The 12,310-nt window shown below is 40.3% G+C and carries 8 protein-coding genes; 1 reads left to right on the top strand and 7 read right to left on the bottom strand.

Annotated features, from left to right (window positions below; genetic code table 11):
- Positions 1–5: 5 nt before the first annotated feature.
- Together ED557_06380 and ED557_06375 are read right to left on the bottom strand one after the other, a co-directional pair.
- Complete coding sequence (locus ED557_06380) at positions 6–590, bottom strand: hypothetical protein (protein ID RNC84601.1); 585 nt, start codon at positions 588–590, stop codon at positions 6–8.
- Positions 590–2,683, bottom strand: a complete 2,094-nt coding sequence (locus ED557_06375; GenBank protein RNC84600.1) for a hypothetical protein — start codon at positions 2,681–2,683, stop codon at positions 590–592. Before ED557_06375 ends, ED557_06380 begins: the two co-directional genes overlap by 1 nt.
- 108 nt (positions 2,684–2,791) lie before the next feature.
- Between ED557_06375 and ED557_06370 the strand changes: the two genes are divergently transcribed.
- Positions 2,792–5,431: a VCBS repeat-containing protein gene (locus tag ED557_06370; GenBank protein ID RNC84599.1), complete on the top strand. Its 2,640-nt coding sequence runs from the start codon at positions 2,792–2,794 to the stop codon at positions 5,429–5,431.
- A 6-nt stretch (positions 5,432–5,437) separates the two neighbouring features.
- Here the strand turns inward: ED557_06370 and ED557_06365 are convergent, their stop codons facing one another.
- The 5 genes from ED557_06365 to ED557_06345 form a co-directional block, all read right to left on the bottom strand.
- Positions 5,438–5,731, bottom strand: coding sequence for a hypothetical protein (locus tag ED557_06365; GenBank protein ID RNC84598.1), 294 nt, complete (start codon positions 5,729–5,731; stop codon positions 5,438–5,440).
- A gap of 798 nt (positions 5,732–6,529) precedes the next feature.
- Positions 6,530–6,820 carry a GIY-YIG nuclease family protein gene (locus tag ED557_06360; GenBank protein RNC84597.1) on the bottom strand — a complete coding sequence of 97 codons (291 nt, stop codon included), beginning with the start codon at positions 6,818–6,820 and terminating at the stop codon, positions 6,530–6,532.
- A gap of 222 nt (positions 6,821–7,042) precedes the next feature.
- Positions 7,043–10,330, bottom strand: a complete 3,288-nt coding sequence (locus ED557_06355; GenBank protein RNC84596.1) for a glycosyl hydrolase — start codon at positions 10,328–10,330, stop codon at positions 7,043–7,045.
- 218 nt (positions 10,331–10,548) lie between these two features.
- A complete protein-coding gene (locus ED557_06350; GenBank protein RNC84595.1) occupies positions 10,549–11,058 on the bottom strand; it encodes a hypothetical protein in 510 nt (169 codons plus the stop codon).
- A 10-nt stretch (positions 11,059–11,068) separates the two neighbouring features.
- Positions 11,069–12,298 (bottom strand): glycosyl hydrolase family protein, encoded by a 1,230-nt coding sequence (locus ED557_06345; protein RNC84594.1) that lies wholly within the window; start codon positions 12,296–12,298, stop codon positions 11,069–11,071.
- Between the last annotated feature and the right edge of the window lie 12 nt (positions 12,299–12,310).

Raw genomic sequence — 12,310 nt, 5'->3', positions numbered from 1 at the left:
GAGTCCTAATCTTCTTGAATTTTCCTGAGATCAATATTGGGGATTGTCTCTTCTTCGAATTGTGATTTCAGCTTCAAAGATAGCACTTTTTTAAACGCTTTGCGCTTCCCCTGAGGGACAAATAACCTGAGCTGTTTATAGCCTTGTGTAAGCGATTTATCCATTTCTGAATAGGTAAAAGTAAACTCTGACCCTGAACCATATTCCCTTTCAACAAAGTCCATAATTTGAAACCAGGGAATAGTTTGTGAAGGCTCGTTCAGATTTTTAACGATTCCGTGATCTGTGATATAATGCTTGGAAGCAAGGTAGCTGGATATGAACCACATCCCTCCAATCCAGAAATAAGCGGCAAAGATCGGAAAGTTGGGAACATCTTTAATAAGGTATACGACAAGGCTCAACGCTCCAATCAACCCAAGAAACAGAGTAGCAAATAAGGGATAACCTTTCATCTTACCTGCTCGCCAATTCAGCCGGACATTGCGAAGTCGAAACTTATTCTGCAAAGAGTACCCAGCCAGCAATGTAGATGCTATAGTAAACAGAATTATAGTTCCCTGAAAAAATATGAGTAGTATTTCTTTCACTAACTAATTGTTTCAGCTTTATAGAAAATTGAAATCAAGGACTCTATCACCAAGAAAAGCAATCCTGAAATCATAAACCACGTCCATATTTCTTTACCGAAGCCGCTTTCCCGAATTTTACTTTCCAATGAGCTTGAATCTGCTCCTTCTGCCGATACTACCAAGAATTCAGGTTCTAACCTCGACATCTCTATTTCGTCAAATTCAGATTCGGAGCGTTCAAGATTTACTGCTACTGCATATTCTTTATTCTGATCAGAAACATTCACCCATCCCGGATTCCAGCTTTTGGCAGGATAAGAAAGAGCAACTCCTGCAGGGCTTACCCGTGCATCCGGAATTACCTGCTCCCCTTGTACTGTTATCACTCCTTCTTCTGCATCAATATCTCCTACCCATTCAAAAGCTTCTCCAAGTACATGCTCTGAAAATCCACCTTCACTAGAAGAGGACGCATAAAGCAGTGTTCTATAATAGAAGGGAGCATAAAGGGGATTAACTGTAAAATTGGACCAGCCGGGGGCATTCCCGATAGATGAAATAATTAACCTTCCATAGCCAAATCTCTTCTCGCGAAAGAGGGGATCTCCACTTCTTAATGAGATAATATCAATACCTCCCGGAGATGACGATGGCGAAAATCGAAAGTAGTAATAGATATCCGGGTCTGTTACCCGTAGATCTTCTCCTTCTTCTTTTTCAAACAATCCTGAAAAAATGGGATGGTCTTCCTGGATTTCGTTTCCAGATGCAATGGTATTAAAGGATGAATATTCACCTGAAATACCTTCAAAACTCCCTGCATTAAACTCCTGGAAAAATGCATTGTAATTTCTCAATTCACCTTGTTCGGATGGGAAAAATAATACCCCACCCCCGCTTTGTACATATTCTTGTAAGTTATCAAAAGCATATTCGGGTATCTCTCTTAGCCCGTCCAATATGATCGCATCATACTCCGAAATGGAAACAGTACTTAATATTTCAGGATCAGATTCTGTGTATGAAATCTGTGCATCATTATCTCCTGACGCATCTAATACTACTCTTGTATAAGAAGCTAACTCCACTTGAAAACTCTCTTCTTTAACCCAAAGTATCCTGCGTTGGTCAGGAACCTGGACGGTAAAGAAATACTCATTATCTAGCGTGAACTCATCTCCTTCAATGACAACTTTTCCAGTTGAAGAACCTGCTCCGGATGGAGTCACCTCAAAAGCAAAGGTTCGGCTGGAGCCTGCTTCCATCGAAAGTGAGTATTGCCCAACCAAACTCCCCATGAATTCTAGTGATAGGAATTGATTAGCAATCGGCACATCTCCCATATTTTCCACAGTTACACTAAGTGAAACCGGAAGACCAGGTCCAATCATATTAGTCGAGGTCTCAAGACCAGTAATTGCTGTATTTTGAACGGAGGTGTCGTCCAGGTTAATGAGTGTACGCGATATCAGATCATTCTCATATTCTTGTTCTGCCAGTTCTGAAAGCTGACCTCGCTGTCCATCACTGATAAGGAAAAACCGTTTGTTCTCGTATGGAGCATCCCTGAGTACTTCTAATAAATCATTTACTCTTTGAGCAGTATAATTGCCTGAAGACTGAACCTGAAGTTCATCAACTCTTCTAAGGAATTGACCATGCCCAAGTACCGTTGCGTAAAGTTCTTCACCATTGGTTGTTTGTAGTATGAATCGGTCATTTTCTTTCGAAGAAAGTTCTATTGTTTTTAATACTTCTTTCGTCTGTTCAATAAGTGGCCCATTTTGACCAATGCGCGTCATACTAATACTGTTATCGACAAGGATACCATAAATAGTTGGGGCATTCACATCTCCTATCGAAGTAATACCTGGTGGTAAAAACGGGCGTGCGAGGACAACAGCCAGACAGGCGATAGCCAACAACCGAAACAACAACAGTAAATATTTTTTGATGCGAATCTTACGAATGGTGGTTTTCTGAAGCTCCTCAAAAAAAGTAAGCGTAGAAAACTGAATTCTCTTAGGTCTCTTTAAATTAAGAAGATGTATCAGGAGGGGAAGCCCGATGGCTGTCATAGCTATTAAAAAAAATGGGCTTAGAAAACTCATTTCAAGGATTAAAATGTTATTTTGTGAACTTGAATCTTAAAGGAACTTTTTGGTATAGCCGCTATTAATGCAAAAGAATATTCAAAAAAGCGCTCTATAAATCCATCTATGCAACGCACCCAGTATTTAATCATTACCTTTTTTTGCATCATGTTGGTTTGGGGATGTACTTCCATTCCAGAACAAAGCTGGACCAAACTGGTTCCCGAGAAAACCAGTTTTCTAATTATTCCTAAGGACGGGGTATCATTAGGTTCCATCTCGAACGAAGAGTATGCCCCTCTGCTTGACGACTTAACTCCTTCAGCCCTACAACAGGTAATACAGATTGATTCACTCCTCGCTAATTCATTTGAACTAAAGGGACTTGCCCTTTATCCATCTGGCTCTACTATTTCTCAATTTATCTGGATTGGCGAAACTGCGAATAATATCGAAGAACTGGCTCCAAGATTTTATGAGCCTTTTGAGCAGAATAATTATCAATTTTCTGAGATTCTGATCCACAAACTATCCATCAAGGATTACCAGCTTTTTGCTACTCAGGTTAATGACTGGGTAATCGTTTCTCCATCCAGTCATGCAGTAGAAAGCTCTTTAAAGGCCTACCTTGGAACGGGTAATAGGATGTCCCTGGATGAGAATCCTGATAAAGGACAATTAATTGTAAATGCTGAACAACTGGATCATTGGGTTCAACAATTTGTTGGAGTTACCTACCGTCCATCCGTAATCGAGAGTTTTGATGGCCTTACTCCCTTTTCTCTTACTTTTACCCCTGGAGAAGAATCAGTACCTGCTTTTGATTTTTCCGGAACACTATCACTAAAAGATACCACCCGATCCGTTCTGGTAGATGCCATTTCATCTACAAACGCACCCATTACCCTCGATCGTTTTATCGCCAGTAATGCTTCCGCTTTTGCAATCTTGCGCCTTCAGCCCAAATTGATACCAACAGTGGAAAGTAGTTTTCAGTCCAGGATGGATTCTTCGTTAATGTCTGATTCTGACTTGTTCAGAGATTTGGCCCTTGCTGTTGACAATGAATTTGCGGTAGTAACTTTCCCTGAATCGGGATTACTCTCTTCCGGTGAATTTCTGTTCCTTAGAAAGCTTAGCAACCTGAATACTTTCCGAAATACTCTCGACGAACTTGCTGAGCAGGAGATCATTTCAAAAACAGGTGATAACTCTTACTATATCCAAAGTGAAGCGCTATCTAGGTTAATTGGATCTGATTTAGTCCCCTTCTCCGATTTCTATCTTTCATTTTCAAGAGATGTGGCAGTAATATCCAAACGAAGAGGGTTATCAGAAAGCGTTGAGTCAGATCGAACCAGACGAAGAGTTATCTTTTATGATGAAACCTATGCTTCTGAAAAAAATAAGTATTCCTCTGGTGTAAGCGGCTTGATCTGGTCTTACTCTGATGAATTCCTAAAATTCATTGACCCATATCTGATGCCAAGAAACATTTTACCAGCGTTGATTGGACCCTATGATATCACAAGTATGGTGTTTTCTCGTGTTGAAAACTCGAACCAGGTTTCCTTTGATTTTCGCTCATTAATTGAAGACGGCTCTATTCAACCTTATGACGAGCTTTGGGTATTGCCTCTTGATGAAGAAGAGTTATCGGGTAAACCTGTATTGGCTAATATTGTAGGTAGCCGAACTGAAGAAATAATATTCTCAACACTTCAAGGTTCGGTAAGAGCTCTGGCATTTGATGGAACTGTGGTTATGAACGCCACAACAAATGGCGAAATTCCCGTTGGTAGCCCATTGCTCTATGACTGGTATGGAAACGGACAACCAATTATCATGCTTGCAGCAGGGACAAAAGTTTTTGCCTGGAATGAAGCTGGTAATCTGTTACCACAATTTCCTATTGAGGTTGGAGAACGCATCAGTACCCCTATTGTAGTAACCGATGTATTGCGTAATGGTATCCCGGAAATTATTGTAGCAACTGAGAATCGAAGAATACATGTGCTCGACGGTCGTGGTCAGAATGTTCGCGGTTGGCCCCAGTTTACAAATACGATTGTAAACACTTCGCCTGTTTTCACTCAAGTGGATGGCACATGGTCGGTATGGGCATATTCTCAAAATATCCTTCATAGCTGGCTGAGAAGCGGTGGCGTTCGCCCAGGTTACCCCAGTTTTACGAATGCCAGCTTCACCAATTCGCCTTTCCCATTTGAAGAGCAAATTCTGGGATCTGCAACAGATGGTTACCTCTATTCTATTGGAAGAAGACCCAGCTTCAAGGACTCTCTGTCAATTAGTATTCAAATGGATTCTGTATCCATCAAATCCCTGTATGCTACTAATAGTCCCTTGATCAACTTCACCGTTGAACCTAATGTTCTTCTTCGGGACAGTACCCGTTTTTACCGTTCTGACTTATATGTTACTCAAAGTGCTAACGGTTCTGCTTTTCTATTCAACCCAGATGGTGAACTGGAGGTAACCCACAGCCTTGGACAACCTGCTTCTAATACCATGACCCCTCAGATTGTAGATATCAATTCTGATGGTAGGCAGGAATTAGTAATGTTAGCAGAATTTGGAAGGTTATTTGCCTGGGAGTTATTGACAGGTGAGCGCATTTTTAACATCCCTACATCTGGTATGAGATACCCCATTATTGAAGACATTAACGGGGATGGTTTAAAAGAATTAATAGCCCAAACCAGAGAAGGCCTCCGGTGTTGGACTATTAATAAAATAGAGGATTAGCCTACTTCAATCCATATCCTTGAAGTCACTAACCTTTGCTCGATCTGACAGTGGATTTAAGAAAAAAGGATCTGTATTTGGTGGCGTATAGGCCATCCATCCATCAACCAATCCCATTGCATATTCATTTTGACCTTGTTCAAGGGCCAGCTCCAAAGAAGCTTCGTACATATCTCTTCTATCCATCTCGTGATACGTATATCCAGCAAGGAAGCCGTCATCGTATAGCGTTCTACTCTGAGAATCAGCCGATTGAACAAATAGAGCTAGGAACGCAAAAATTAATACTACTTTTTTCATAATGTCATTTGTTTAGGAAAATCGTTCTCTTTTTGTGTTTATGAATCCGATTTTCAGTTGATACAAGCCTGTTAATTTTGAAAGTGACTCATAAATCTTATTTCATTCCCTTGCAAAAATATGGTGTCCCATCTGGGATTATATTCAGAAATAAATATATAGAAATAGAGATCCTATGAATCTTAAGAGAAATAGCCTGTAATTTTTTCTCAGATTTATAATACAAAACCCCTTTGGATAAAGGGAGAAAACAAATAATTGTTTAACAACACTTTGCAATTTAAATAATTGAAAAAAATTTATATCGGTATACAACATTTAATTATTAATACTATACCCATGAGCCTCAATTATTTATAAGATTGTAGATATTTATTCAATCTGATTTGCATTAGGATATTACAAATCTCCATACACCTGATTCGGGTTTGGTAAGACATGATTTGTTTATACATAGCAATTGCTAAATCAATGTTAGTTCCTCTACAGATCAGGAATCTGAACTCGTGATGATGGAAGGAGAAAGGAAAGTAGACGTTAAGAAAAGAGTAGCTTGCAGATAGATTATCTTTTCGAGTAGTCGTCTTGATTCATAAATAAATAGTGGTGCGGAGACTGAAAACTAACTGCTTTCAGCATCCGCCCTTCAATTTAGTCGTCCAGGTCTATAATCCTTCCTGGGGTCCAGGGTGCAATCAGTCGGAGTCGAGATATTGAGCAATTATCTAAATAACCCTAAACATTATCATTTAAAACATCGAAGTCATCCTGAACTTGTTTCAGGATCTTATGAAAAGGCTAAGCTCTCAGAGTCTCATACCAATCCTCTAATTTGGGATTATGGTCTTTCACTAGATTCCACTTCCACTGTCTATGCCAGTTCTTTAACTGTTTCTCTCGTGCGATAGCATCTGCTATTGAATCAAATTCTTCAGCATAAACAAGAACAGTAAGTTTATACTTTGATGTAAAGGAAGAACAGATTCCTTCTTTATGCTCCCAAATCCTTCTTGAAAGATTATTCGTTACACCTATGTATAAACTAGACCTTCTAAAATTACTTACAAAATAGACATAACCTTTGTTCATGCTTTGTAAGACACTTCACAAAACTAACCCTTACAAAGATCCCGAAATAAATTCGGGATGACCCATAAGATGGGTAGGAAGTTATATATATAATGAAGCTCAGAATGCACAATTTTTAAATCAAAGCCCTAACGTAAGATTCCGATCCCGATAGTTTTCGGGATCGGAATCACAGCAGAGTTAAATTCGAAAATGGCGAAGTAATATTATCTCAAATCTGTTTTAATTATCCAGGTCTATAATCCTTCCTGGGGTCCAGGGTGCATTTAACCTGGTGAGTTCTGCATCAATAGCAGGGATTTTATATTCCAGCATCTCTTTCAGAGAATCAATGACAGGGCCTAACTGAGTTTCAGCTATTTGCTTCACCATTTTAGAAGTCTCAGTTGGGTCAGAAAGAGAATTAAGCCCTGAACCAATGGCAATATTAATTCTATTGCTTAATGAAGGAGTCTGATCTATTTCCAGTCTTCGTTTGATTCCATCTCCAAACAACACCACCTGAATTTCATCCAGTGATTCTTCAAGTTCAGTAATCATATTGTTCAGTGATGAACTTTCAACAATTCTAGCAGCAGCTTTATAGTAATCAATGCGCTCATTGATTTCGTTATATGCACTCCTCGCACTATTGGCCGATTTAGATAAGCTGGTCAGCTCTTTATGGAAGGCAAGAACATCTTCTGGATTTTGCGCCGGAAGTGTTCTGTTATTCAGCGATTTCACTTCAAATGAAACAGGCTCGCTAAGTATAGTTATCTCACCATCAATGCTTTTTGACATCTGAACTGTATAATTTCCTGGAAGAACCATAATACCTGAACTCAGATTATTTTTCGGATTGCTGGTATTAGTTCGAACCTGATCCACATCAGGATAGGTTAAATCCCAGTACACCCGATTGATTCCTTTTGAAGCGCTGCTTCTAACTTCGTCTATCACTTCACCTTCAGAATCTCTAATAGTAAAAATCAAGAATGGTCCTTCTTCCTCACTTTCGGCTTCAAGCTGTTCATAGGTCGGGTAATAAACTGTTTCACCGTCCTTACGTTGTTCCTTCTCCTCTTCCTTTCTTACATCCTCAAGTGTTTTATACTTCTCCTTCAGATAGTAAGTAAATGCGGCTCCAAACTCGGGATTTTCACCCAGGTAGAAATCTTCACCCTGGAAACCTTTTGGCCCCAACCAACTCACTGTGCTACTTGCCGCTATTGGACTGTAAGGACGATACTGGAATGGGTCTCTAATCGAAAACAGATGTGCTTCCTTTTCTTCAACCTCACTGGAGAATTCTCGCAATGCAGAGAAATCATCCATAATATAGAATCCGCGACCAAATGTGGCCAATACCAGATCATTTTCTCTCTGCTGAATATTGATATCGCGGACTGCGATAGTAGGTAAACCCTTGCTGAATTTTTTCCAGTATTCTCCGCCATCAATAGAAGCGAACAGACTGAATTCTGTTCCAACAAAAAGCAGATTGGGCTCTATATAATCTTCCTCAATAGAATAAATAGATCCTCGTTCAGGCAGGTTGTTTGTTATTGAAGTCCATGATCTACCAAGGTTGGTACTCTTTAAAATATATGGTTTGAAATCGCCTCGCTTATGATTATTAAATGCGGCATAGATAGTATTTTCATCATGAGCGGAAGCCACAATTTCATTCACATAGGTCATTTCAGGTACTCCTGGAAATTCTTCAATCTTGCGCCAGTTTTCTCCACCATCGGTACTAATGTGGATTAATCCATCATCGGTTCCGGCAAAAAGTAAATCTTCATTTAAAGGCGATTCTGCCAGAGCAACGATATTTCCGTATGGCGTTGTTGAAGCATTTTTTGCAACCGCATCCATCGCCCAAACTTTATCCATTACTTCAAGTCTGTTGCGATCGATTTGACGAGTTAAGTCACTACTGATTTCCTCCCAGCTTTGCCCCATGTCATTACTTCGGTGAACACGGTCAGAAGCGTAGTATAACCGCTTGTTATCATGAACACTCACAAAGAACGGTGAGTCCCAATTCCAGTTATATGAATAATCACCGGCAGGTGGCTGGGGTATAATATTCTGGCCTTCCCCACTTTGCTTGTCAAATCGGAATAGCCCTCCATATTGATACTGGCTATATACAATATTTGGATTGGTTGGATCAACATGTGGTTCAAATCCATCTCCAAGAAGGGTGATTACCCAATTATTAAAGGTAAGCCCGGTAGGTTCTGTACTTCTTGAAGGGCCACCAAAAGTAAAGTTATCCTGAGTACCTCCATATACATTGTAAAAGGGATAATCATTGTCTACAGCTACTTTATAGAACTGTGTAACCGGCAAGTTTGTATAGAATCTCCAGGTTTTACCTCGATCATAAGATTCATATACCCCACCATCATTACCATTTAACAAGTAATTCGGGTTATCGGGATCAATCCAAAGAGCGTGGTTATCGATGTGCTTATTTTGTTCTCCTACATTCTCGAAAGTTTTACCCCCATCTTCTGAAACCCCGGCAAAGGTATTCATCACATATACTAAATCTACATCTACAGGGTCTGCTACTACTTCCTGGTAATAGTTACCACTAGAAACGTAACTGCTGCGACGTTCCCAGGATTCTCCCCTATCTACTGAGCGATAAAAGCCTCCCTTTCCGGTCTGAGCCTCTACTACTGCATAAATGATGTCTGGATTTGCATCGGAAATATCCATTCCGATTCTACCAATATCACCGCTTGGCATTCCTTTCATAACTTTACGGAAAGAAGCACCTCCATCGGTTGATTTATAAACGGCAGATTCAGAGCCTCCGCTTATATAGGTAAATACATGCCTACGCCGCTGATGAGCTGTTGCATAAATAACATCAGGGTTTCTTGGATCGAGATGTATTTCGTTAATTCCGGTATGCTCACTTATCTCGAGAATATTTTCCCAGGTTTCTCCGCCATCGGTGGTTTTAAATAAGCCACGATCACCTCCTTCGCTCCATAGCGGCCCAACTGCTGCCACATAAACCACATCCGAATCTCGAGGATCAATCTCTATCATTCCGATGTGCTCGGAATTTTTGAGCCCCGTGTGTTTCCAGCTCTTGCCACCATCAACCGACTTATAGATCCCATCTCCATAAGCTACACTTCGCTGATTATTATTTTCTCCGGTACCAACCCATACTACATTATGGTTGTTTGGGTCCATAGCAACAAACCCGATGGAATAGGATCCCTGACTATCAAAAACGGGTTTAAATGTGATTCCCCGGTTCGTAGTTTTCCAAACCCCTCCGGAAGAAGTGGCCACATAAAATTCACTGGTATTTTTGGGGTTTACCGCAAAATCAGAGACTCTTCCCGATGTAAAGGCAGGACCAATACTCCTGAATTTCAGGCTATTCCAGGCTGTTTCATAACGTGGGTCATCAGGTTCATCCTGGGCTTGAGATGACGAGGGTACAAATACAAGAAATAGTAGTACCGCTAATACTGAGGTGATGTGCTTCTCCATAATCTAAGTTTTTGGTGTTCAATTGATTTCGAAATAGTGAGCGCAACACTATACCAAAAACTAAACGGAGATTTTGGAAAAATTTGTTTCAGTTATTCTCTTCAGGTCATCCTGAGCATACTTGCGAAGGATCTGATCGAGTAAACCTATCCGTCTAGATTCTTCGGCAGTAGCCTCAGAATGACTGTAAAGAGAGGGCAATAGGTAATTCCCGCAGTTTAGTTGTCTAGGTATTCCTCGGGAATCGGGAATTCATCATTTTCAGATGACCAAAAAACAGACACTACCCGCCAACGCTCACCGTCGTTGAAGAGCTGGATACTATTTATTCCACGAGCAATGATCTCTCCATCAATGGTCCTTTTCGATTGGTAAGTACTGAATACATGGGTTACATATCTATAGGTCTCCACTCTTCTTCCAATTTCATCTTCATGAAATCCATTCTCGAGAAATGATTGGTCAACCCGTTCGATGTATTCTTCAATACCCCATTGTACATACCCAACTCTGCCTTCCTGATTTTGAAATGTCGGAGTTAGTTTACCTTCTTCGATAAACAGGTTTCGGAAACGGTCCCAATCTCGCTCTACTCCCGCATCTCCTGAAATCACCTCATATAATGCTTTTATAATTGAGTCTACTGATTCTACATCAGATTCATATTGAGCAAAACTATCTGAAGTAAAAACAACTAGCAGAAGCAGCGAGCTTATGAAGCTTTTCATTGTACAAGGATTATTTTATCAATGTCATTTTCTTTGTGAAGATCTCTCCACCGGCATTAAGCCGATAGTAATACACTCCACTGGCAAGTCCTGATGCATTGAAATTCACAGAGTGCGTACCAGCACTATAAGTATTATTGGCCAGTTCAGTTACCAGCCTTCCGTTCATATCATAAACACTAAGCTCTACCAAAGATGACTGCTTCAACTCGAAAGTGATAGAGGTAGTCGGGTTAAATGGATTGGGATAGTTCTGAAATAAACGGGTTTGTTCCGGTATCTCAGAAAACTCTTCATTCGATACCTGAGTACTATCTATAGTAACAGTGCCCTGCCCATTCCACTTGCTTACTTTTATGTAGTCGATATACATTTTGCCCGGTAAGGGAGCAGTCACATCGTTTGTAGTTGATGCATCAGTGAAAGTACCACCTACAGCCATATTAACAAGTAAGAAAAATGGCTTTCTAAATGTGGAGGCTAGTTCCCCGCTTGAAATACCAAGTGGTGCTGTGTATAAATCGTATTCCACTCCTTCATCTTCCACAGCAAAACTCATGTTGTTTTGATCCCAGTATAACTTGTAGGTAACAAACCGATTGGCCATCGAAGAATCTGCCTCATAGGGCTGATTAAAACCTGTATCACCAGCTATTGCTGCAGCACACGTAGGATTGTTATCACTACAGGCTGCTTGGGCATACCAAATTACATTCGAGCCTACAAAGTTATTAACGGTTGAGTTTGGATGACCATGGAATTCCCTGTAATCCTGGGCGTGTCCCATTTCCATCATGTCTATTTCGCCACTTTGTGGCCAACCTACTTCAGAGTGATTGGCTCCAAGCAGCCAAAAGGCAGGCCATAAACCTGTTTCTAAATCCGGAATCATCATTCTTACTTCAATCACACCGTACTGTATTTCGATATTTCCTTCGGTATCGAGTCGTCCTGAAGTGAATGACATGAAATCACGGCTCTCTCTTTTTGCTTCAATCACCAAGGCGTTATTGTTTGGATCTCCTGGAATAGTGTCTGTATACACATTATCCTGCCAATAAGATTGAAGCTCTGAATTACCCCAAAAACATAATTCAGGGCAACCATTTCCAAGTATTATATTCCATTGGTCAGTATTAAGGGAATCAAAATCATCCATCCATATAACTTCACCTACCTGGGCGTTAGATATTGATGTCCATCCGAGAAACAAAAAAAACAGAGTTAAAACCTTTTTCATACTACTTCGCAG

The organism is Balneola sp. (assembly GCA_003712055.1).
GTDB lineage: Bacteria > Bacteroidota > Rhodothermia > Balneolales > Balneolaceae > RHLJ01.
The sequence above is the reverse complement of the archived record's forward strand: the minus strand, read 5'-3'. Positions and strand labels throughout refer to the sequence as shown.

Coding starts and splice junctions, on each gene's coding strand:
- ED557_06350 (RNC84595.1), bottom strand. CDS start 11,058: ATGAAAAGCTTCATAAGCTCGCTGCTTCTGCTAGTTGTTTTTACTTCA.
- ED557_06370 (RNC84599.1), top strand. CDS start 2,792: ATGCAACGCACCCAGTATTTAATCATTACCTTTTTTTGCATCATGTTG.
- ED557_06365 (RNC84598.1), bottom strand. CDS start 5,731: ATGAAAAAAGTAGTATTAATTTTTGCGTTCCTAGCTCTATTTGTTCAA.
- ED557_06360 (RNC84597.1), bottom strand. CDS start 6,820: ATGAACAAAGGTTATGTCTATTTTGTAAGTAATTTTAGAAGGTCTAGT.
- ED557_06375 (RNC84600.1), bottom strand. CDS start 2,683: ATGAGTTTTCTAAGCCCATTTTTTTTAATAGCTATGACAGCCATCGGG.
- ED557_06345 (RNC84594.1), bottom strand. CDS start 12,298: ATGAAAAAGGTTTTAACTCTGTTTTTTTTGTTTCTCGGATGGACATCA.
- ED557_06355 (RNC84596.1), bottom strand. CDS start 10,330: ATGGAGAAGCACATCACCTCAGTATTAGCGGTACTACTATTTCTTGTA.